The 21,066-nt window shown below is 67.7% G+C and carries 20 protein-coding genes; 2 read left to right on the forward strand and 18 right to left on the reverse strand.

Annotated elements, in window-relative coordinates; all coding sequences use genetic code 11:
• Positions 1-29: 29 nt before the first annotated feature.
• From ACZ54P_RS06100 to ACZ54P_RS06170, 15 genes are all read right to left on the reverse strand, one after another.
• Positions 30-1,529 (reverse strand): right-handed parallel beta-helix repeat-containing protein, encoded by a 1,500-nt coding sequence (locus ACZ54P_RS06100; RefSeq protein ID WP_465460461.1) that lies wholly within the window; start codon positions 1,527-1,529, stop codon positions 30-32.
• Complete coding sequence (locus tag ACZ54P_RS06105; RefSeq protein ID WP_465460462.1) at positions 1,526-2,842, reverse strand: glutamate-1-semialdehyde 2,1-aminomutase; 1,317 nt, start codon at positions 2,840-2,842, stop codon at positions 1,526-1,528. Before ACZ54P_RS06105 ends, ACZ54P_RS06100 begins: the two co-directional genes overlap by 4 nt.
• A gap of 5 nt (positions 2,843-2,847) precedes the next feature.
• Positions 2,848-3,396 (reverse strand): dTDP-4-dehydrorhamnose 3,5-epimerase family protein, encoded by a 549-nt coding sequence (locus ACZ54P_RS06110; RefSeq protein WP_465460463.1) that lies wholly within the window; start codon positions 3,394-3,396, stop codon positions 2,848-2,850.
• Positions 3,393-4,580: a polysaccharide pyruvyl transferase family protein gene (locus tag ACZ54P_RS06115; RefSeq protein WP_465460464.1), complete on the reverse strand. Its 1,188-nt coding sequence runs from the start codon at positions 4,578-4,580 to the stop codon at positions 3,393-3,395. The genes ACZ54P_RS06110 and ACZ54P_RS06115 overlap by 4 nt, the downstream gene beginning before the upstream one ends.
• Positions 4,577-5,527 carry a glycosyltransferase family 2 protein gene (locus ACZ54P_RS06120; RefSeq protein WP_465460465.1) on the reverse strand — a complete coding sequence of 317 codons (951 nt, stop codon included), beginning with the start codon at positions 5,525-5,527 and terminating at the stop codon, positions 4,577-4,579. The genes ACZ54P_RS06115 and ACZ54P_RS06120 overlap by 4 nt, the downstream gene beginning before the upstream one ends.
• Complete coding sequence (locus ACZ54P_RS06125; protein ID WP_465460466.1) at positions 5,524-6,804, reverse strand: hypothetical protein; 1,281 nt, start codon at positions 6,802-6,804, stop codon at positions 5,524-5,526. The genes ACZ54P_RS06120 and ACZ54P_RS06125 overlap by 4 nt, the downstream gene beginning before the upstream one ends.
• Positions 6,804-8,078, reverse strand: a complete 1,275-nt coding sequence (locus ACZ54P_RS06130) for a DUF4910 domain-containing protein (RefSeq protein WP_465460467.1) — start codon at positions 8,076-8,078, stop codon at positions 6,804-6,806. Before ACZ54P_RS06130 ends, ACZ54P_RS06125 begins: the two co-directional genes overlap by 1 nt.
• Positions 8,078-9,100: an NAD-dependent epimerase/dehydratase family protein gene (locus ACZ54P_RS06135; RefSeq protein ID WP_465460468.1), complete on the reverse strand. Its 1,023-nt coding sequence runs from the start codon at positions 9,098-9,100 to the stop codon at positions 8,078-8,080. Before ACZ54P_RS06135 ends, ACZ54P_RS06130 begins: the two co-directional genes overlap by 1 nt.
• 5 nt (positions 9,101-9,105) lie before the next feature.
• Positions 9,106-9,759: a PIG-L deacetylase family protein gene (locus tag ACZ54P_RS06140; protein WP_465460469.1), complete on the reverse strand. Its 654-nt coding sequence runs from the start codon at positions 9,757-9,759 to the stop codon at positions 9,106-9,108.
• On the reverse strand, positions 9,756-10,553 hold the full coding sequence (locus tag ACZ54P_RS06145) for a sugar phosphate nucleotidyltransferase (protein ID WP_465460470.1): 798 nt from the start codon (positions 10,551-10,553) through the stop codon (positions 9,756-9,758). The genes ACZ54P_RS06140 and ACZ54P_RS06145 overlap by 4 nt, the downstream gene beginning before the upstream one ends.
• Complete coding sequence (locus tag ACZ54P_RS06150) at positions 10,550-11,785, reverse strand: class I SAM-dependent methyltransferase (protein ID WP_465460471.1); 1,236 nt, start codon at positions 11,783-11,785, stop codon at positions 10,550-10,552. Before ACZ54P_RS06150 ends, ACZ54P_RS06145 begins: the two co-directional genes overlap by 4 nt.
• A gap of 186 nt (positions 11,786-11,971) precedes the next feature.
• Positions 11,972-13,906: a S8 family serine peptidase gene (locus ACZ54P_RS06155; RefSeq protein ID WP_465460472.1), complete on the reverse strand. Its 1,935-nt coding sequence runs from the start codon at positions 13,904-13,906 to the stop codon at positions 11,972-11,974.
• A 170-nt stretch (positions 13,907-14,076) separates the two neighbouring features.
• On the reverse strand, positions 14,077-14,256 hold the full coding sequence (locus tag ACZ54P_RS06160; protein WP_465460473.1) for a hypothetical protein: 180 nt from the start codon (positions 14,254-14,256) through the stop codon (positions 14,077-14,079).
• 64 nt (positions 14,257-14,320) lie between these two features.
• Positions 14,321-15,508: a BtrH N-terminal domain-containing protein gene (locus tag ACZ54P_RS06165; protein ID WP_465460474.1), complete on the reverse strand. Its 1,188-nt coding sequence runs from the start codon at positions 15,506-15,508 to the stop codon at positions 14,321-14,323.
• Positions 15,509-15,524: 16 nt separating this feature from the next.
• Positions 15,525-16,493 (reverse strand): YncE family protein, encoded by a 969-nt coding sequence (locus ACZ54P_RS06170; RefSeq protein WP_465460475.1) that lies wholly within the window; start codon positions 16,491-16,493, stop codon positions 15,525-15,527.
• Positions 16,494-16,635: 142 nt separating this feature from the next.
• Here ACZ54P_RS06170 and htpX point away from each other — a divergent pair, with 142 nt between their 5' ends.
• Entirely contained in the window at positions 16,636-17,502 is an 867-nt protein-coding gene (gene htpX, locus ACZ54P_RS06175; RefSeq protein WP_465460476.1) for a zinc metalloprotease HtpX, read from the forward strand.
• 62 nt (positions 17,503-17,564) lie between these two features.
• On the opposite strand, the gene rfbA is transcribed toward htpX, so the two are convergent.
• Both rfbA and ACZ54P_RS06185 read right to left on the reverse strand, forming a co-directional pair.
• The gene (rfbA, locus tag ACZ54P_RS06180; protein WP_465460477.1) at positions 17,565-18,446 is read right to left on the reverse strand and encodes a glucose-1-phosphate thymidylyltransferase RfbA; all 882 of its coding nucleotides are present in this window, start codon (positions 18,444-18,446) and stop codon (positions 17,565-17,567) included.
• 54 nt (positions 18,447-18,500) lie between these two features.
• Entirely contained in the window at positions 18,501-19,649 is a 1,149-nt protein-coding gene (locus tag ACZ54P_RS06185) for a sialidase family protein (RefSeq protein ID WP_465460478.1), read from the reverse strand.
• Positions 19,650-19,831: 182 nt separating this feature from the next.
• Between ACZ54P_RS06185 and ACZ54P_RS06190 the strand changes: the two genes are divergently transcribed.
• The gene (locus tag ACZ54P_RS06190; RefSeq protein WP_465460479.1) at positions 19,832-20,515 is read left to right on the forward strand and encodes a hypothetical protein; all 684 of its coding nucleotides are present in this window, start codon (positions 19,832-19,834) and stop codon (positions 20,513-20,515) included.
• Positions 20,516-20,567: 52 nt separating this feature from the next.
• On the opposite strand, the gene ACZ54P_RS06195 is transcribed toward ACZ54P_RS06190, so the two are convergent.
• Complete coding sequence (locus ACZ54P_RS06195) at positions 20,568-21,059, reverse strand: YajQ family cyclic di-GMP-binding protein (RefSeq protein WP_465460480.1); 492 nt, start codon at positions 21,057-21,059, stop codon at positions 20,568-20,570.
• Positions 21,060-21,066: the final 7 nt, after the last annotated feature.

Here is a 21,066-nt window from a genome sequence, read left to right on the forward strand (position 1 = left end):
GTCCCAGACCGACACTTACAGGTGAACCTTCAGCAGGTCTCCGTCTCCCCGAACCCGCTGCAGGTGTCCTGCAGATAGGGCGCGGCCTGCCATTGCGCCGCGGTCAGCCGCCGCGACGTGTCATGGGCGACGAACGTCCAAGGCCCGTAGTACTTGTTGTCGTGCCACCGGTTGTCCTGCCGGAACGTGATCGCCTCCGAGATCACCGCGGCGCGGTACGGCGACCACGTCGGGAAGGTCCCGTAGTTCGAGAGCACCGCCATCCGTCCGCAGAGGCCCAGGCAGCCTTCCATCGCCGAATCGAACTCGAACGTGTTCTCGCGCACCGAAACGCGTTGGGTCTTCCATCGGCAGTCGCCGTACAGCGGCTCGGTGGCGATAGCCGGAGCGGAGCAGCTGGACGTCGGTGAGACCAACGCCGTGCACGAGAGCGTGGAGGTGTTGGCCGGGCTGTTGCAGAACCGGTCGGCGTTCTCCCACAGCGTGATCCCCGACCAGTTGTCGGAGAACATGTTGCCCCGGATGTCGATCCGGCTGGTCCTGGCGGGCAACCGCGGCTCCCCGCCCGATTCGCTGAGGTACACCGCCGCGACCGGGAAGTTGTCACCCTTCGCCGCCCGGGTGCGGCCCTGGACCAGCGCGTTGCGGTTGAACGTGTTCCCGATCAGCTCCAGGTTGTAGGAGATCTCGTAGAACAGCCCCTCGGACGCGTTGTCCTCGATCAGGTTGTCCTCGATGAGGAAGTCGTTGTTGTTCGTGTCGGCCCAGAGCCCGACACCGTGGTTGTGGTGGACCCAGTTGCCGCGGATGTCGGCGCCGTTCACGGCCCAGAACTTCGCCCCGCCGCTGCAGCCGCAGCCGGGGACCTTCTTCTCCCAGTCGTCGGTGTTGTTCCCGGAGATCTCGTTGCCTTCGATGAGCAGATCGCTCAGCCCGGTACCGAAACGGTAGGCGTTGATGCCGTACTGGCCGTTGTTCCGCAGGCAGTTCCCGATCACCCGCTGGCCGGAGCCGGTCATCATCGCGGCGCCGTCATTCTCCTCGATGACGTTGCCCTCGATGGTCCAGCGGTCACCGGAGTCGTGGTTCACCACGCCTTGATCGCGTTCGGCGACGAAACCGCGGATGGTCAGCCCGCGGATCACGACGTCCTTGGCCGACGTCGTGAAGGCCGCGCGGTTGATCCCGCGTCCGTCCAGAATCGACCCAGGGGCGCCGAGGTAGACGTTGCCGTCCTTGGGCATCACCTGCCCGTACTGGTCGGAACTCAGGTGGTGCGTGCCGGGCGCCAGCCAGAACACGCTCCCCGGTGGGCTGAACCGGGTCTTGTCGGTCAGATCGGTTCCCGGTTCGACGACCTGGGCGCCTTCCGGTGCGGAAGGGACGCCGACAGTCGTGTCGCACACCCCTCGGGCCGGCTCTGGAGTCGCCACCGCTGTGGATTCAACGGCGACCTGGAGCAGTAGTACCGACAGCGCGACGCGGAGCGCGCGCGAGCCGGCCGAGCGATAGGCGATCCCTGGACTCATACCCTTCTCCGAAATACCGGCTTCACCGGACGGCCACCCAGCCACGGCGCCGGATCATCCGCGTCGAGCGCTTTGCGGTACACGAGGCACGCCTGCGATACCACTTCGACAGTCCGGTCGATGTCTTCTTCGGACAGTGCGCTGCTGACCACGAACGACGGTCCGAGGACCCCGCCCGTGACCAGTTGCCGCAGGAACAACGTTCGGTAGTCCTGCGACGGTTTCTTTTCCGCGTCGAGCGTGCCGAAGACGAGGTTGCTCGCCCGGCCGCGTACGACGACGTGTTCTTCGACCCCGGCCGAGGCCGCGACTTCGCGGACCCCGGCGGCGAGCCGGTCGCCGAGCGCGTGCAGCCGCCCGGCGATGCCTTCTTCGGTGTAGGTCTCCATGACCGCGATCGCGGCGGCCAGTGAATGGGTCTCGGCGCCGTGCGTGGTGGACAGCAGGAAGACGCGCTCGCCGGCGGTGCGGAGCCCGCCGAGTTCCATCAGTTCGCGCTTGCCCGCCAACGCCGAGACGGCGAACCCGTTCCCGAGTGCTTTCCCGAAGGTCGAAAGATCCGGTGTGACACCGTACATTCCCTGCGCTCCGGCCTCCGACCAGCGAAAACCGGTGATCATCTCGTCGAAGATCAGCACGCAGCCGTACCGGTCGGCGAGTTCACGCAGGCCGATGAGGTAGCCGGGCGGGGGTTCCTGTTGAGTGGCCGCCTCCAGGATCAGGCAGGCGACCCGGCCCGCGTGCTCCCGCAGCAACGCTTCCGTCGCCGTGAGATCGCCGTAGGGGAACGACACGGTCAGGTCGGTGATCTCGGCCGGAATCCCCGACGACATCGGCGTGGTGCCGATGAACCAGTCGTCGATGGAGAAGAACGCGTGGTCGCGGCAGATCGCCGCCAGCGGCCTGCCGGTGGCGGCCCTGGCGAGCTTGACCGCGGCCGTGGTGGCGTCCGAGCCGTTCTTGGCGAACTTGACCATCTCGGCGGTGGGAACGGTCTCCAGGAACTTCGACGCCGCCTTCTCCTCCACGATGGACGGACGGGCGAAGTTCGCGCCTCGGTCGATCTCGCGGTGGGCGGCTTCGGTGACCCGAGGGTGCACGTGCCCGAGGCTGACCGCGCGCAGCCCCGAGCCGTACTCGATGTAGGAGTTCCCGTCGACGTCCCAGACCTGCGCGCCACGCCCGTGGGAGATGACCGGTGCCAGGTTCTCCGGGTACTGGTCGTCGCCCTTGGCGTAGGTGTGGGCGCCTCCGGGGATCATCGCGTGGAGACGCTCGTTGGCCCGCATGGAACGGGGAAGATGACGGGTCACCTGTCTCACCTCGTGTTCTGTAGTACCGCGGAGAGCGGGAGGGCGTGGCGGTCCCGCGCCGAGACGAACGCGACCGGGAGGGGCCAGGGGATCGCGAGATCCGGGTCGTCGTAGGCGATCGCGACGTCTTCGGCCGGATCGTGCGCGCGGTCGATCCGGTAGGAGACGTCGGCGTACTCGGTCAGCGCCTGGAACCCGTGCGCGCAGCCCGCCGGGATGTACAGCGAGACCTGGGTCTCCCCGGTGAGTTCGAAGGTCTCCTTGCCGAGGTAGGTCGGGGAATCCGGGCGGAGGTCGACGACGACGTCGAAGACTTCGCCCCACGAACAACGGACCAGTTTCGCCTCACCCTTGCCCGAGCGGAGGTGCATCCCGCGCAGCACTCCCTCGCGGGACCGCGAAACGCTGTCCTGAAGGAACCCCTCCGGGTCGATCCCCACCGACCGGACGACGTCGGCGTCGAACGTGCGGCTGAAGAATCCGCGTTCGTCGACATGCGGCGTCGGCTCGAACAGGTACGCGCCCGCGATGGCGGGCACCGGTATCGCCTTCATCGGACTCCCATCGGGAGGAAGGCGGACGACAATTCGGAGAACTGCCGTTCCAGCAAGCGCGCCTGCTCCGCGCCGCGTTTCGCCAGGGTTTCGGACAGTTCGTCGGCCCGGTTTTCCAGCTCGGCGAACTGGCGCTCCAGCGCGTCGGAGTCGATCTCCTTGGCCGACTGGCAGAACTCCCCGAGACCCAGTTCGGTCATGAGGACGTCGTTCTTGTGGGCATACCCGATGGACAACGTCGGTTTCGCCAGCTTCAGCGCGCACAGGACGTTGTGGTAGCGGGTGGCGACGACGGTCTCGACCGCCGACATCGCCCGCAGCACGTCATCCAAAGTGGACGCTTCGGGCGCGGAGAGCAGCGGCGAATCGAGTTCCGCCATGATTTCGTCGACGACCTGCCGATCGGCCTGATCGCCGATGAACAACCGGACCTGACGGCCGTCGGCGATCAGTTTGGCCACGAACCGGGTCATCTTGTCCACATAGGACTCATAGATCTCCTCGGCCCGTCCCCGGTCGTCGTTCCCGCCGTAGTAGGCCATCACGCCGACCCCGACGGCTCCCGGGCGCACCGGTGCCGACGGCGCGGAGAGGGCGAAGGCCAGATCCGGATAGACGTGATCCCGGGTGACGTCCACGCCCATCTCGCGCATCGCGTCGCGGGACGGCTCGTCCCGGTAGGACCGGAACGCCGCCAGCCGCGCGGCCCAGCCGATGATCGCCCGCGTGGCCCGGTGCCCGCTCACGTTGGCGCCGACACTGACGAAGGCGACCTTGGTGCCCACGAGCCTGCCGGACATCGAAAGCAGCAAAAGGGCGTACGGGAAACCCCATGGCCGCAACGGAAGAGTGGATTCGAGGACACCCATCCCCGGCACGATCACCACGTCCTGGCGCCGTACCCACGCCGCCGTGCGGAAGGCGTCGACGAGCTTGCCGAGTGCCTTCATGGCGATGGACAGTGGTCCCGAAGCCGTCCGGTATTCCCCCTGGTACCAGTTCAAGGCGGTCGTCTCGAGTCCGTAGCGCGACGCGACGATCTCCGGACCGCCGCACATCACGTGGAGCGCGGCGTCCGGATGTTCCGCCCGCAGATACCCGAGAACCGCCTCGAAGGAACCGTCGTTGCCGAGGTTCCCGGAGCCGAGGAGTCCGAACAGCCCGATTCTCGCGGGCCGGCTCAAGGGATTCTTCCCTCCTGGCCGGCGACGACCGACACCACGGAGACCTCGCGCGGGCCGACTTCGGCCTCGGCCTGCACCGGCATCCGGCCCATGGCCGGGTTCCCCGCCCGGTTCAGCATCCATTGCCGCAGGTACCGGAAGCACTCGCGTTTCTCCGCGCCGGAGATCGGCGCGTTGCGGATCGCCTTGACGTAGCCCAAGACGTACTCGCCGAGCAGCCGGACCATCGGGTGACGCAGTTTGTCGGCCCGCTTCGGGTCCAGGTTGGTGGCCCGGCGGCGCACGGTCGGGTGTTCGTGCTCGGAGCGGCCGGGGTGGTCGCGGCGGAAGTACAGCCAGTCCGGCACCTGGTGGAACCGGCCGTGCAGGGCCAGCTCCGAGATGATCGTGCGGTCCGCGTGGTGGTAGCTGTCCAGCGGCGCGACGCGGCGCAGCACCTCGGTGCGGATGACCGCGCCGTCGTCGTCCCCGCCGGGCGCGAACAGCGTGCTGCGGAAACGTTCCGCGGCATGCGGCGAAACCGTGTTGAGCGGGTACTCCAGCGCCTGCGTGACGACACCCTTCTCGTCGATCATCGCCGTCCACGAGTGCGACAGGACGAACTCGGGGTGCTCGTCGAGCGCCTCGATGCAGCGCTCAAGCAGGTCGCGCGCGTAGAGGTCGTCGTCGGAGGCCCACTTGAACAGCTCGCCGCGGGCGACGTCCACGCAGTAGTTGTGGTTGGGCGCGCAGCCGATGTTCACCGGCTGGCGCACGTAGCGCACGCGGGAATCCAGCTTCGCGTACTCGCGGCCGATCTCTTCGGTGCGGTCGGCGGACGCGTTGTCCGAGATGATCAGCTCGAAGTTCTCGTAGCTTTGGCCGAGGAGTGCGTCCAGCGATTCGGCGAGATAGTCCTCGCCGTTGTAGACCGGGAGCCCGATGCTCAGCCGAGGAGCGGTGCTCATGACGTCCTCATTTCTTCCTTCTCCGGGGTCAGATGGTCTTTGAGAGCGGCATGGAGCTGAAGCCACCACACCGCCGAACCGCTGGTGATCGCCAACGCGACCCCCCAAGCGGATCCGGACGCCCCGGCCAAGAAGGCGCCAATGAGCCCGAAGCCGACATAGCCGGCGGAATTGATCAGCTGGGCGCGAAGGCTCCGTTTCGCAGCGCCGAGCGCACGCAATCCGGCGGCCGCCCCGGTGTTGAATCCGGCCGCGGCGATACCGATGGTCACCGGGAGGATCAGTTCCGAAGCGGGATCCCAGACGTCGCCGAGCACGAACCGGCCGGCGTCGTCGGGTACCAGAAGCAAGGTGAAGCCCCAAAGCAGGGCCGCGGCCGCCTGACCCGCGCCGAGAACGGCGCAGAAGCGGCGAAGGCGATGCGGGGCCCGTTGGAGCACCCGCGCGCCTTCGGCCACCGTGGCCAGGGAAAGTCCCATCAACAGAGCGAAGAAAGGTCCGAGAAGGAGTTCGGCACCCCGCACCGCGCCGACACTCGCCAGCCCGGCGATCGCGCCGAGGCCGTACATCCGCAGCTGCGTCGAACCGGCGTTGCTGACGTTCTCGACCACGTACCGGGCACCGAGGTCACGATGTCGTTTGAGCCATTCGAGCGTGCTGCGCGGGTCCGGCCGGACGCCGGACTGCAAGCAGCCGTATCCGGCGGCGACCGCCCCGGACAGGCCCCACGCCAGGATGAACGCGACGACCGTGTCGAACCCTTGGTGCGCGATGAACAGCGCCGGGATCAGGGCGATGCCCCAGACGACGTCGTTGACGAACGCCTTCTTCCCGTGCCCCGCGGCGAAGAAGGTGAACCGCCAGGCGTCCTGGAGCAGCAACGCGGGGATGACCACACCGAGCGCGACGAACGCCCCGCCGATGGGGCCACCCACCACGAGACCGGCGACCACACTGATCACACCGGCGACGACACCCGCGGAGAGCGCCGTGCCGGTCGCCCTGGCGGTCGCCGTCCGCCAGATCTCGGTGGGTACCCCGGAGAACCGCACCATCAGCGGATCCGTCGTCAGTCCGCGTGAAAGGTTGAGCACCACGCCGTAGCTGACCCAAGCGAGGCTGAACATGCCGAAGGCGAACGTGCCGAGTGAGCGCGCCACGAACAGCCCGACCACGAAGTTGGTGATACTGGAAACGGCCTGGTCGCCCAGGCCCCAGCTGAGCCGTCCGGCCATGGCCCGGACGGCTGGGGAACGCAGAAGTGATCGCACTGCCATCATTCCTTGAGCAATCCGGCGTCGTGCAGCGCCTTCGCGGCGGCGACGACGGAAGCGAACGGCAGCCCGGACCGCTCGGCGACGTCGAGCAGCCTGTGCTCACCATCCGAGAGGTTGAGCACCCAGAGCATGGCCATCTGGGCTTGTTTCGCGTCGCTCCGGCCGCCGAGCGAGTCGTACAGCCCGCGTTTGCCCAGTTGCGGCTCGCCGTACGGACTGAGGTTGACGTAGCTGCGATTGTGGTCGAGGACGGCGAAGGTGTCCCGCAAGGTCTGGAGGGTTTCCTCCATGGCCGCGGTCGAGACGAAATCGAGGTTGTCCGCCGAGGTGTGGTACTCGGGGTAACCCGCGTAGGGCGTCCTCGTCAGGGATCCGACACCGAGGTTGAAGCCGGGGGAGCAGAACTGGCGTTCGTCGTAGCCGTACGGCGAGAAGTCCACGATCTCGTGCGCGCGATCGGCGAGGACATACGCGAGCACGCGGTCTATCTCCGCGTCACCTCGGCGGCTTCGCTTGTACGTCAGCGATCCCGGGTCGCCGGCGCACGCCAGTACGAGCCCCGCTTTGATCCGGCCGACGCGTTCGGTGTTGCGCGCGAGCCAGGTGATGGCCCCGATCGTGCCCGGCATGAACAGGAACCGGTAGGTGTAGTGGGGATTTTCGAGCGTCTGCGCGAAGGCCGCCGCGATCGCGATCCCGGCGACGTTGTCGTTCGCCAGCGACGGATGGCAGGTGTGGCAGGAGATGATCACCTCGTCGGCGACCTCGCCCGGCACGACGTGTTCGGCGTAGGTGAGGTGACCGTCGTCCAAAGTGGAATCGATGTGCACCTCGTACTCGCCGTCCGGCAGCGCGTCGAGGGTTTCCTGCGCCAGGCAGAAGCCCCACGTCGGCGAGTAGTAGCTGGTCCGGTACGGCACCCAGGACGGCTGCTCGGGCAGCGTGTGAAGATGGCTACGCAGCTCGGTGAGCGGCATCTTCTTCGACACCGGGACGCTGTAGCCGACGACGTGCAGGTTCGACTCCTGGAAGTCGACGACGCGGCGGCCGGAGGCGTCCTTGATGTAGGCGTCGCGGATGTTCCACTCCTGCGGCACCGTCCAGTCCAGTACCTGGGTGCCGGTGGGGACCTCGTGGGTCTCCAGTGGGATGTGCTCGCCGACGATCTCCAGCGTGCGGCGGACGCCGTCGCCGGTGATGCTGCGGCACAGCGGATACAGGCGCGCGACCAGCTCCCGCAGGTCGGCGCCCGTCTCCAGCTCCCGGTGCGTCATCAGCGACGCCGCAAGGTGTCGTCGAGTTCACCGGCGGCGGTGCGGTCCTGCAACCGTGCCAGCCGGGTGAACAGGCGCTGGAAGCCGTGTTCGGTGAGGCCGTGGGTCCGGTACGCCTCGATGAGTTCGAGCGCGCCGTCCTTGACCGACCAGTCGCAATCGAAGCCGGGGATCGCCGCACGGAACCGGGAGAAGTCGACCCGATAGGAGCGCGGGTCCGCGCCCGCCTCGCCGGTGATCCGCAGCGTCGAGCCGGGAACGGCCTCGACGACCTCTTCGGCGATCTCGGCGACGGTGACGTTGTTACGCTCGGTGCCGATATTGAACGCCTTGCCGTGTATGGCCTCCTTCGGCGCTTCCAGTGCGGCGGTGAAGGCGCGTGCGATGTCCTTGGCGTGCACCAGCGGCCGCCATGGCGTGCCGTCGGACAGCACCAGCACTTCGCCGGAGAGGTGGGCGTGCGCGGTGAGGTTGTTGAGCACGATGTCGCCGCGCAGCCGGGGCGAGAACCCGAACGCGGTGGCGTTGCGCAGGTACACCGGGCTGAAGTCGTCGTCCGCGAGTTCCTGGACGTCGTCCTCGACCCGCACCTTCGACTCGGCGTACGGCGTCACCGGGCGCAGCGGCGCGTCCTCGTCGACCAGGCCGTCGCCGCCCGAGGCGCCGTAGACCGAGCACGTCGAGGCGTAGAGGTACCGCTTGACCCCGGCGTCCTTCGCCAGCCTGGCGAGCCGGACCGAAGCGTGGTGGTTGATGTCGTAGGTCAGGTCCGGCGCCAGCGAACCGAGCGGATCGTTGGACAGCGCGCCGAGGTGGATCACGGCGTCCACCCCGGTCACGTGCGCGGCCGTGACGTCACGAAGGTCGACCTCGTAACCCTCGGGGTCTTCGGGCTGGGGGCCCAGCACGCAGGTGTCGTAGAGACCGGAGTCGAGCCCGATCACCTCGTGGCCGGCGGCGGCCAGCACCGGGGCCATCACCGTGCCCAGGTAACCCTTGTGCCCGGTCAGCAGCACACGCATGGCTTTCAGCCTTTCGAGGAGAGATCGAGCGTCAGTTTCTTGAGGTCGAAGGCCTCCGCGTACCGCTGTCCGCATTCGATGCCGCGAATACGGGCGAGTCCTAGGAAGGCTTCACGGTCGTACCAGGGACGGTGCCGCTGCGAGGCGTAGTGCTCCTGCAGCAGGCGGACCTTCTCCTCGGCGCGCTCAGGGGAAAGCGGGACGTACGCGGTGGGCTTGCCGAGGTCGCCGTCCCATTTGGCGATCTCGTACTCCAGCTGGAGATGGGTGCGGAACACCGTCGGCACCAGCGTCGCCAGGCCGCGGTGGTCCTGATGGGCGTCGGCCGTGCGCGGCGAGAGGACGAGGTCCGGATCCGTGCGGCGGCGCAGGTCCTCCATCGCGTTCTTGGCCTCTTCCCACTGTGCGGGGAGCCGGCCGTCGGGCAGTTTGAGCACGGTGACCTCGACGTCGGCGCCCGGGCAGAAGGCCGCGAGCGCGGCGTGCTCCTCGGCTTCCCGTTCGGTGCCGCCACCGGACAGGACGAGCGCGTCGACCCGGACACCAGGGTTGTCCGCGCAGATCGTCAGCAGTGTGCCGCCGGCGCCGATGGCGATGTCGTCACAATGCGCGCCGAGGGCGACGATCCGCTGGAGCCCGCCGGTACCGAGTCCGATCACGCGATGCCCACCGGTGCCGGTTCGTGCTCCCACAACGCCCACGGGCGGTCGCCGTGCGCGTAGGCGTCGTCGAGCTGGACCCGTTCCTTGACCGTGTCCGTCGGCTTCCAGAAACCGCGGTACGGGTACGCGAGCAGTTTCCCCCGCTTGGCGAGTTCACCGCAGCCGTCGGTCACCAGGTCGCCGCCCTCGGGGATGTGGTCGAAGACCTCCTGGCGCAGCACGAAGTACCCGCCGTTCTCCCACAGCGGCATCTCGCTGACCGGGGTCAGCGAGCCGATCCGGCCGTCCTCGCCCATTTCGACGCAGTGGAACGACGACTGCGGCGGCACGACCATCATCGAGGCGCCGGCGTCGGAGTTCGATAGCCGCTCGATCATGTCCGGCAGCGGGGCGTCGGTGAGGACGTCGGCGTAGTTGGCGAGGAACATCTCGTCGCCTTCGAGGTACGGGCGCACCCGGCGCAGCCGCTCCCCGATGGCCGATTCGAGGCCGGTCTGCACGAAGGAGATCGACCAGTCCGCGATGTCGGTCGACAGCAGTTCCGCCTTGCCGTTCCGCAGGATGAAGTCGTTGGAGGTGGTCTCCTGGTAGTTGAGGAAGAATTCCTTGATGTGGTGCGCGCCGTACCCCAGGCAGAGGATGAACTCGGTGTGGCCGAAATGCGCGTAGTACCGCATGACGTGCCAGATCAGGGGCCTGGGGCCGACCATGGCCATCGGCTTGGGCACGTCGGACGCGTCACCGTTGCGCATCCGCATGCCGTAGCCGCCGCAGAAGAGGACTACCTTCACGACTTCACCTCGACGATTTCCAGGTGCGGGATGGGAAAGACCAGTTTTCCGCCCCAATCATCCACAAAGGACAGCTGGGCGGTCAGTTCCTTCCGGAGATTCCACGGAAGGACGAGCACGTAGTCGGGCCGGTCCGCCTCGATGTGCTCCGGCGGGAGGATGGGGATGCGGGTACCGGGGGTGAACCGGCCGTGCTTGTACGGGTTGCGGTCGACGGTGTACCGCAGGACGTCCGGCCGGATACCGCAGTGGTTCAGGAGCGTGTTGCCCTTGCCGGGGGCGCCGTAACCGACGACGGTCTTGCCTTCGAGCGCCGCGTCGGTGAGGAACTTGTTCAGCTCCAGCCGGACCGTGGTGACCCGCTCGGAGAATTCGGTGTAGCCGGACATTTCGTGCAGTCCGGCGGCCTTCTCGGCGTCGAGAACCTGCATCATCCGCTCGCTCGGCTCGGCGGCGACGGCGTCCGGACGCGCCCACAGCCGGATGGAACCGCCGTGGGTGGGGAGGAGTTCGACGTCCACAACGGACAAACCGCCCCGGGAAAGCGCCCGGCGCGCGGATTCCACCGTGTAGTACTGGAAGTGCTCGTGGTAGATCGTGTCGTATTGGTTCTCTTGGATCAGCGTCAGCAGGTGCTGGACCTCGATGCTGACCCAGCCGTCATCGGCGACGAGGGCGCGGAGGCCGCGCGTGAACCCGATGATGTCCGGAATGTGCGCGTAAACGTTGTTCGCCACGACGAGGTCGGCGGGACCGTGCTCCTCGCGGACGTCGCGCCCGGTTTCGGGGCTGAGGAAAGCGGTCTTCGTCGGCACCCCGGCGTCACGCGCGGCTTGGCCAACGTTCACCGAAGGTTCCACGCCGAGACAGCGGATCTGCTGCGACACAACGTGTTTGAGCAGATAGCCGTCGTTGCTGGCGACCTCGACGACGAACGAGGACTCGTCGAGTCCGAGCCGCTCGACAGCGCCGTCGACGAACGTCTTGGCGTGTTCGACCCAGGAGGCGGAATACGACGAGAAGTACGCGTACTCGGTGAATGTCTCTTCCGGGGTGATCAGCGGCGGGATCTGGGCGAGCCAGCATTCGGTGCAGACCAGCAGGTGCAGGGGGTAGGTCGGCTCTGGTTCCGCGAGCTGCTCGGCGGTCAGGAAACGCTCGCACGGCGGCGTCGCCCCGAGGTCGACGACACTGGCGAGATGGGCCGAGCCGCAGAGTCGGCAGGTGGTCATCGAGAGGGCTCCTTGGCTCGCGTCACGTATCCGAGACGTCGGCCCCCCGGGTCACCTCGTTACAGGCCTTTCAAAGCTCTCGTGGTTCCGTCTCACAACCGAAACCTGTTCGGCGCAGGCGCCTCCGCCATCCGGGTGCGCGGCACCGCATTCAGAGGACTGAACGCGGTGCCGCGGCTCACACCGTCAAGAAACCACCAACGCGTAGTCCGCGTCGGTCGCCGAGGTTTCCGGGTGACCGTCGGCGTTCACCTGCGTCGCCACGACTTCGACCGTCCAGGTGCCCGCGGCCGGCTTCTCCAGAATGACGTTCTCCACCGTGTCGATGGTGTTCGGCGACCCGCCCGCGGTCGAGAAGTTGCCCGCACGCAGGCCGTTGTTGCCGTAGTACACCGTCCCGTCCGGCGCGGTGACCTTCAGCGTGAGGTCGTTGACCCGGGTGACCGACGCGCTCGGCGAGCCGGCCGGGTCGGTGTAAGCCAGCGTCGCCTTGAACTGCTTCGTCCCGTTCACCGCGACCGTGTACTTCTTGCTCTGCCCGGTGCCCAGCAGGTCCGTTTCGTTGACCAGTACCGGCAGTTTCCACCCGTTCGCCTTGGCCTGTTCGTGCAGGTAACGCACGTTCGCGGTACCCCAGCCCTGATGGGTGCGGGTCATGTCGTGCGAAGTGCCACTGAACGCGAACTGGTCGGCCCCGTTGACCAGCAGCGCTTTCGCGGTCGCGGCGTGGGGGCGGCTCGTGAAGACGTCGCGGCCCTTGCCGGGGCCGCCGTCGAACACGCCGTCGGCCCACATCTGGAACAGCAGACCGGCGTTTCCGCAGGTGATCGGGGTGGCGCCGCTCGTCCCGCCGAAGGACGTCGTGTAGGAGGTGTCACTGGTGGACGACGTCGTGTCGATCCGGTCGTAATAGTTCGAGAGCTCCGGCTTGATCCGCCCGTCGGCGGCCGGGCCGATGCTGGCGCCGCCGTTCCACTTGTCGTCGGTGCGGCCCAGCGTGTTGTAGTGGTACTGCCCGCCGACCGAGAGCACGTTCTTCGACCAGGCCTGCGGTCGCGACTGCTGGGTCCCCGCGTTGCTCTGTGACTGGCAGATCAGCAGGTCGTGATCGAAAACGATCTTGTCGAGTTCGGCCGAAACCGAGTTGTACGCCGTCGTCAGCCCGCCGCCCCAGCTGTTGCTCTGGAACACCGCGCGATATTTGCCCGCCGGGTCGACCAGTTCCTTGGTGTGGGCGTAGCGGTCGGGCTTGTTGTAGGTGGCGAAGATGCCCTGGGCCTCGGGCAGCAGGCCGCGCTGCGGCGCGCTCACCCCGGAGGCGAAGATCTGCCCGTAGGTCGAAGTGCCGTGGCTGGTGCTGGTCGAGTTCGACCCGTGCAGCACCGTAGGCCGCGCCTTGAATTCCTGGTGGGTGACCCGCAGCCCGCCGTCCATCACCTCGCCGCGCACACCTTGCCCGCGGTAGCCGCCGACGCTTTCGAGGTGGTTCGCACCCCCGCTTTCGCGGGCGTTGGCCATGTCGGTTTCGGGCGCGGTGATCGCGCCGACGGCGAGCACCTCGGCGCCCTGGGCCACGGCGGCGACCTGACCGGAGCCGAGCTTCGCGACGATGTGCTGGCCGCTCTGCGAGATCGCCTCGATGACGCCGCCGAGCCGCAGGATCCGCTCGGCGACCGCGCGCTGGTCCCGCGCGTCGGATTCGACGAGTGTCACCAGATGGCTGCCGGTGCCGCTGATCGAAAATGCCGACGATTCCACCTTGTCGCCTGGCCGGTATTCGCCGAGCCAGCGGACGAAATCCAATTTCGTGATCGATTCCCTGTTCTCCGGCTTCAAGCGGACCACGTAGGCGAAATCGGGAATGTAGGTCCCGATTCGCACGCCGAGTGCCCGCAATCGCTCGCGCTGCGCGTCGGTCAGCGCGCCACGGACCTGGAGCAGGTACGCGCCCCGCCAGTCCTGGCTCGCGGCGGTCCGCTGGCTGAGTGGATCGAAGGTCCTGCTGGCCAGCCGGATGAACTGCGGGTTCTCCTCGGCGTGAGCGGCGACGGCCACTCCGCTCGTCAGGAGAAGCGCGCCGACCAAGGGCGCGAGAATGCGGACAGACTTCGGCCGTGGCATGAAATACCTCCGGGGAGCTCTGCAGGGGAGAGGTCTTCGAAGGTACCGGCCAAAAGACGTGTTGATCAGCCACTGAACGGCCCAGCCGTTTTCCGCCGGTGCGGGAAATGGAGCATAAACGGTTAAAAACCGATTCGGGAAAGCCTCGTCGGTCGTCCCGCCGAACCGGGTCAGCCGCGCGCGTAGACGGCCCTACCGTCACGCAGCCTGCTGTTCAGCACGATGCCGCACGTGCCGATCCTGCCGACCACGGTCTCCACCTCGACCGCGAGGTAGTCCAGGTCGGTGACACGCAGGCGGTGGCGGTACAGGTGCATCTCGGGAGCCGTCCCCAGCGGATGTGCGTGCACGAAGTGGATCTTGAACGATCGCGTGGTGATCCGGCCGCGCGGCGCAACGGACGCCGGGCCGGGTTCACTCCATCAGGGCTTCGGAAAGCTCGCGGATCGCGGCGGTCTCGGCGGTGTGGATGCCCCGGAGCAGCTCGCCCATCGTGCTGAAGAGGTCACCGACCTCGACGTCGGTGCACGGCATTTCGTCGTTGTAGTGCGCGCGCAGTTTCCACAACTCCGCACCGGCCGCCGCGGCCGCGTCCTGTCCGGCGTCGCCCTCGCGGACGCCCGCCGAGACCGCGCTGACCAGCCCGCGCACCCAGGCGAACTCCGCGTTCGACGCCGGGAGGGCGGCCTCGGCCAGTTCGGCCCAGCGTTCGCCGATCCCGCGCCAGGTCGAGGCCTGTTCGGCCAGTGACGGCAGGCCGAGCAGCCCCGAAGCTTCCGTGAGCGCGTCGGCGAACAGGCCACGCAGATGTCCGCCCGCCATCCCCGCCGGGGTGACGCTCTCCCAGACGTTGAGCAGCGCCCCGAAGAGGCCGCGTCGCTCGCTGAACGCACGCGGCCAGCCCTTGGGGTCGCGTGCGTCGGTCATCCCCTTCGCCCAGCGCTCCCAGGCGGGCAGCGAGAACGATTTCGACGGTGTCGAGAGGTTTCGCGCGCAGTCCGCCAGCCCGCCGCGGACGGCCGCCCGCCAGTCGGAGACCTCGCCGGGCTGGATCGTCGCGAGCAGGTTCTTGTACGAGCCGACGCGGTCGCGCGCGAGGTCGAAGGTCTTGCGGTCGACCGTCAGCGGGGCGAGGTTCCGGTCGTCGACGAGCACCCGGCCGTCCTCTTCGCCGTACGCTACGACGAAATGCCCGCCGGCACCGGACAACTCCGGCGGCAGCTGCCAGTAACGGAGCGACTCGCGGTCGGGGAGGACGAGCACCGGCCGCCCCGCGCCGAGGTCGGCGGTGAGCCGTTTCGCGGCGGCGCGTTTGCCACCGGTGGTGTGGATGTCGGCCTCGAGGCCGACTCTGTCCACTGTGGACTTCAGCCAGTCCTGCGGATACTGCCACCGCGCGCGGAAACCGAACACGATCGTCGACGTCGATTCGTGCGCGAAGTCCCACAGGAGGTAACCGGCCCCGATCCCGCCGGACACGGCGAACAGCAACGCCTCGCTGGGCGCCTTTCCGTCCGGCCCTTCGACACCGTGGTGCGCCAGTACGGCGGCCACCGCCGACACGTCCGGTTGCAGGCCGCCGCGCAGTTCGTACTCGCTCACCCGGCCATCATGCCACTCAGAAATCCCTGACCAGGAAAACCCTGCCACGCACGGGATCCGTCACATACACGGCTTTGAAACGCTGGTCGATCGCGACCCCGCCGGGGTTTACCCCGAGTGACAGGTCACCGGTGAGCGAGTTGGTCACGCCGTCGATCCGGGCGATCCCGTTGGGACCACCGTTGGCGTACACGGTGTTCGTGTCCTGGTGGATCGCGACCGCCGACGATTCGGAGCGCAGCAGCACCGTCGCCTTTTCCTCGCGGGCGTCCGCGTCCACGACGGACAGATGATGGATCGCCGAATTCGCGACGAACACCGTCCCGCTGCCGCGATGCACGGTGACCCCGGTCGGTGCCTTGCCGACCTTGACACCGTCGGTGAACTTCTCCGCGCCGATGTCGAAGATCTCGAGGGAATCCGTGCGCGTGCTGGTGCAGTGCGCGAGTTTGCGGCCGCCGTCCACCGCGATCGAGGACAGGCTCGACGCCGGCCCGGGCACCAGCTTCAGCAGGCGGCAGCCGACGCCGTCGAGGACGGCGAGGATGCCGGTGACGTCGCTGACCGCGTAGATGCGGTTCGCCTGCTCGTCGACGTCGACGCTCGACGCCCCCGGACCGGCGGGCATCACGCTGACGACGTCGTTGGTGAACCCGTCGATGACGAGGACGGTCCCGGCGGGTGGGTTGGTGACGAAGACCCGGTTGGTCACGGTGTCCACGGCCAGGCCCGCGGGCTCGCCGCCGACCGGGATCACCGCGCCGACGGTGCCGGACCGCGAGTCGAGGACGACGATCGTGCCGGTGGAGGGGTCCGAGACGTAGGCGAAACCGGTGACGGAATTCACCGCCACGGTCTCCGGGCTGCCGCCGACCTCGATCACGATGACTTTTTCGGCGCTGGCCGCCGGGGCGAAGGCGATCGTGGAAGCCCCGGCCGCGGCCAGCGTGAGCAGGGCTCGGCGGCTCAGTTCGGGTCCTCGCACAGGCGCCTCCCCAAGATCGCTCCGGGAACTGACGATAACCCGCGGTTCGTCCGGGCGAAGGAACTTCGCGTCCCCCGATCGCGTTGTTTCCGGTGGGTAACCCCCTCGCCCACTACTCGGAGAACGAAAGGAGCAGGACGCCGTGCACAAACACCAGAACGGGCTGAAGACCGTCGTCCTGCTCGGCGTGCTGTCCGCGTTCATCGTCGGGATCAGCGGTTTCTTCGGGCGGGGCGCGCTGGTCATCGGCCTGGTGGTGGCGCTCGGCGTCAATGCCTACGCCTACTTCAACTCCGACAAGCTCGCCCTGCGCGCCATGCGCGCCCGGCCGGTGTCCGAGGCGGAGCATCCGGCGATGTACCGGATCGTGCGCGAACTGGCGACCACGGCGCGTCAGCCGATGCCGCGGTTGTACGTCAGCCCCACGCGGGCCCCGAACGCGTTCGCCACCGGCCGCAGCCCCCGGCACGCGGCGGTGTGCTGCACCACCGGGATCCTCGGCCTGCTCGACGAGCGCGAGTTGCGGGCGGTGCTCGGGCACGAACTGTCGCATGTCTACAACCGGGACATCCTCATTTCGTGCGTCGCGGGCGCGCTGGCGAGTGTGGTCAGCGTGATCGCCAACATCGCGATGTTCGCGAGCGTCTTCGGCGGCAACGACCGAGAGGACGGCGACAGCCCGCTGGTCGCGCTGCTGCTGGTGCTGATCGGCCCGATCGCGGCCGCCGTCGTGAAGCTCGGCGTCAGCCGCTCGCGGGAGTACCAGGCCGACGCGTCGGCCGCGGAACTCACCGGTGACCCCCTCGGCCTGGCGTCGGCGCTGCGGAAACTCGACCAGGGGACGCGAGCGGCGCCGCTCGCGCCGGAGCCGAAGCTGGTCTCGCAGTCGCACCTCATGATCGCGAACCCGTTCCGGCCGGGCGAAGGCCTCTCGAAGCTCTTCTCCACCCACCCGCCCATGGACGAACGCATCCGCCGCCTGGAAGAGATGGCCCGCCACCCCCTCTGACCAGGCAAAGCGCGTTTAGCGGGCTAAACGCGACGTCTCGAGCCGTGGGCGGCGTAGTCAGTTCAGCCGGTAGCGCCTTGGGTGCGCGCGACGTTCATCAGGTATTCGCCGTAGCCGGACTTCGCCAGCTTCGCGCCGAGGGCGAAGCACTGGTCGGCGTCGATGAAGCCCATCCGCAGCGCGACCTCTTCGAGACAGGCGATCCGGACGCCCGTCCGGTGCTCGAGGACCTGCACGAACTGGCCCGCTTCCAGCAGCGAGTCGTGCGTGCCGGTGTCGAGCCAGGCGAAGCCGCGGCCGAGGTCGACCAGGGTCGCGCGATCCTGCCGGAGGTAGGCGAGGTTGACGTCGGTGATCTCGAGTTCGCCGCGCGGCGACGGTTTGAGCTCGCGGGCGATCTCGAGGACCTGGTTGTCGTAGAAGTACAGGCCGGTGATGGCCTTGTTCGACTTCGGCTTCGCGGGCTTTTCCTCGATGGAGAGGAGTTTGCCGTCGGCATCGATCTCGCCGACGCCGTACCGCTGCGGGTCCTTGACCGGGTAGCCGAACAGCACGCAGCCGTCGAGCGAGGTCGCGGCGGCCTGCAGCCTGCTGGAGAAACCCTGGCCGTAGAAGATGTTGTCGCCGAGCACGAGCGCGACCTCGTCGTCGCCGACGAAGTCCGCGCCGATGATGAACGCTTCGGCCAGCCCGTTGGGGGCGGCTTGTTCGGCGTAGCTGAGGCTGAGCCCGAACTGGCTGCCGTCACCGAGGAGCTTGCGGAAGTTCGGCAGGTCGACCGGCGTCGAGATGATCAGGATCTCGCGGATCCCGGCGAACATCAGCACCGAGATCGGGTAGTAGATCATCGGTTTGTCGTAGACCGGCAACAGCTGTTTCGAGATGGCCTGGGTGATGGGATGCAGCCGCGTCCCGCTGCCCCCCGCCAGCACGATGCCCTTCATCCTCAGCCCCCGCTTCGTAGCCGTCCGTCAACGACTCACACTACCGGGTGGTGGTCAGAAAGCAGGTCCCTTGGCGAAGTACGCCTTGCAACCGAGGTTGTATTCAGTGGAGATCTGCAGCACGTTCTCGCCGCCGTCGACCGGCAGCAACGTCGAGCTGTAGTTGGGGCAGAAGTTGTCGTAGATGCCGGTGATGTGCAGCGGCGCGGGCAGCTCGTACCAGTCCCCGGAGCCGAAGTCGTCGTTGGCGAGCAGGACCCGGCCGTTCTTGCTCTGCGGGTCGCCGGCGGCGTTGGTGTAGACCTGCCCGACCATCACCAGCCGCACCCCGTTCGGGCCGCCGGGGAACAGCGTGATCGTCTGGGCGTGCTGGAAGTAGTTGCCGTTCGCGGTGGTGACGCGGGTGCCCGGATCGACCGGGTCGCCCCAGTTGGCGCCGTCGGAGGAGATCTTGAAGTACGGGTCGCAGTAGCGGTCGCGGTAATTGCAGATCTCGTAGGCCAGGTAGTACCGGCCGTCGGGGAGGCGGCGGATGATCGGCATACCCGGTCGCACGCGATGCGGTGGGATGGCCATCGTGCGCTGCTTCGTGCCCCAGTTCACCCCGTCGGTGGACGCGACCCGGTTCATCACCTGCGCGAACTGCGGTGCCTCGGTCTCGTCGGCGTAGTGCAGCCACAGCGTGCCGCCGGCGTCGACGACGAACTCGGGCTCCCAGACGCCGTCGTGGTTGTGTGAACGGGCGGCCTCGGAGAGGAAGGACCAGCTGCGGCCGGTGTCACGGCTGGACCAGATCTTGATGCCGATCCGGCGCTGCGGACCGGCGTCCTGGCGGTAACTCGCGGCCCACAGCAGTGTGCCGGGGCGAAGCCTGCCGACACGCTGCGGCAGCTCGTACAGCGTCCCGCAGCACATCCCATAGCGGCCGTCGCGGTCGCGGACCTCACCGACCTTGTGGAAGCTCTGGCCCTCGTCGGTGCTCTCCATGATCGGCGTGAACTTGCCACTGGCGTCTTCGCTGGTCAGGGACGCGAGGATGCGACCGCGACCGATCGGGGAATGCTCAAGGCGGATGAGTCGCGGGTACGAGCCGTAGCCCGTCACGAGCTGTTGCCGCTCGGACGCGTGCGCGGATGTGACCAACGACGCGATCACGGTGAGTGACAACGCAAAGGCGAGTGCGGTGCTGAGGCAGCGCTTCATCGTGACCTTCCTCGAACGCGAGCGCCGGATTACACCATGTGGATTTGTCCTTTTCGGACTCCCGCGAAGGCGGCGCGGCAGAAACCCACGCCAGAGTGGCCTGAATCGCCCGGCCGGGTGGCCCGGTAACGCTGGGCGATCGGTCGGCGAAGCTCCTAGGACTGCTCGATATGGGGGAACACGTGATCAGGCGCTTGTGCGCGGCCTCGGGCGCCGTGCTGTTGACCGTCGGCCTGGTGGCCTGCTCGCCGGCGAACACCGGCCGCGTCGTCCCGCGAGCCGCCGCCCAGGAAGGGCTGCGCGCGCCTTCGGGAGTGCCCGCACCGCCGACGTCCACCACCACGCCGCCGCCCGCGCCCCAGCCGCCGGAGACGCATTCGGGCAAGGGGAACGCGTCGGTCCCCACGACCTGGCCGAAGCGGCTGGGCTTCGTGACCTTCGACTGCCCCAAGTGTTCCGGGCATGTCGCGGTCAACACCGAGAACGAGCTGATCGTCAACGACTCCGGCCCGTACAAGGGCACGCAGTGGATCAACGACATGCCCGGCTACCAGGCGAAGACGTTCACCATCAAGGCCAACGCCGCCTGGACGCTGACCGTCACCGACGAAAGCGGCCTGCCCGTCCTGGAGCCGGGCAAGCCCGTCTCGGGCAAGAACGAGGCGGTCTTTTCCGTGCCCGACGCCGTCTCGTCGGTCGCGCTCACCACCAAGAAGAGTGGCCGCGTCGCGGTATGGGTGCACAGCGGCGACCACTCGGATCTCCCCGTGAACCAGCTCGGCGACTACAAGGGCGACATCCCCGTGTCCGGCCCCGCGTTCGTGTCGATCGAAGGCGACGGAACCTGGACGCTCACCGCGTCGTAGGCATGAAGAAGGCCACCTTCGAGACTCTCGAAGGTGGCCTTCTTCACAGGGATCAGCGGTAGTTCGTGAACTGCAGCGCGATCTCGAAGTCCTTGCCCTTGAGCAAGGCGATCACGTCCTGCAGCTGGTCCTTCTTCTTGCCGGACACCCGCAGCTGGTCACCCTGGATCTGCGCCTGGACGCCCTTCGGGCCCTCGTCCCGGATGAACTTGGCGATCTGCTTCGCCTTGTCCGACGCGATCCCCTGCAGGATCTTGCCGCTCACCTTGTAGATCTTGCCGGAAAGCGCCGGCTCGTCCGCCTCGAAGGCCTTCAGGGAGATGCCGCGCTTGATCAGCTTCTCCTTGAACACCTCGACCGCCGCCAGCGCCCGCTCCTCGGTCTCGGACTCGATCGCGATCGCTTCCTCGCCGGACCAGTCGATCTTGGTCCCGGTACCCCGGAAGTCGAACCGTGTACCGAGTTCCTTGCCGGCCTGGTTCAGGGCGTTGTCCACCTCCTGGCGATCGACCTTGCTCACCACGTCGAAAGAGGGATCCGCCACGTGTTCT

Source organism: Amycolatopsis sp. NPDC034160, from assembly GCF_055575355.1.

Bases quoted from the DNA above. Each gene is read 5' to 3' on its own strand.
- ACZ54P_RS06130 (WP_465460467.1), bottom strand. From the start codon at position 8,078: ATGACGCACCGGGAGCTGGAGACGGGCGCCGACCTGCGGGAGCTGGTC.
- ACZ54P_RS06110 (WP_465460463.1), bottom strand. From the start codon at position 3,396: ATGAAGGCGATACCGGTGCCCGCCATCGCGGGCGCGTACCTGTTCGAG.
- ACZ54P_RS06100 (WP_465460461.1), bottom strand. From the start codon at position 1,529: ATGAGTCCAGGGATCGCCTATCGCTCGGCCGGCTCGCGCGCGCTCCGC.
- ACZ54P_RS06125 (WP_465460466.1), bottom strand. From the start codon at position 6,804: ATGGCAGTGCGATCACTTCTGCGTTCCCCAGCCGTCCGGGCCATGGCC.
- ACZ54P_RS06120 (WP_465460465.1), bottom strand. From the start codon at position 5,527: ATGAGCACCGCTCCTCGGCTGAGCATCGGGCTCCCGGTCTACAACGGC.
- rfbA (WP_465460477.1), bottom strand. From the start codon at position 18,446: ATGAAGGGCATCGTGCTGGCGGGGGGCAGCGGGACGCGGCTGCATCCC.
- ACZ54P_RS06150 (WP_465460471.1), bottom strand. From the start codon at position 11,785: ATGACCACCTGCCGACTCTGCGGCTCGGCCCATCTCGCCAGTGTCGTC.
- ACZ54P_RS06135 (WP_465460468.1), bottom strand. From the start codon at position 9,100: ATGCGTGTGCTGCTGACCGGGCACAAGGGTTACCTGGGCACGGTGATG.
- ACZ54P_RS06155 (WP_465460472.1), bottom strand. From the start codon at position 13,906: ATGCCACGGCCGAAGTCTGTCCGCATTCTCGCGCCCTTGGTCGGCGCG.
- ACZ54P_RS06185 (WP_465460478.1), bottom strand. From the start codon at position 19,649: ATGAAGCGCTGCCTCAGCACCGCACTCGCCTTTGCGTTGTCACTCACC.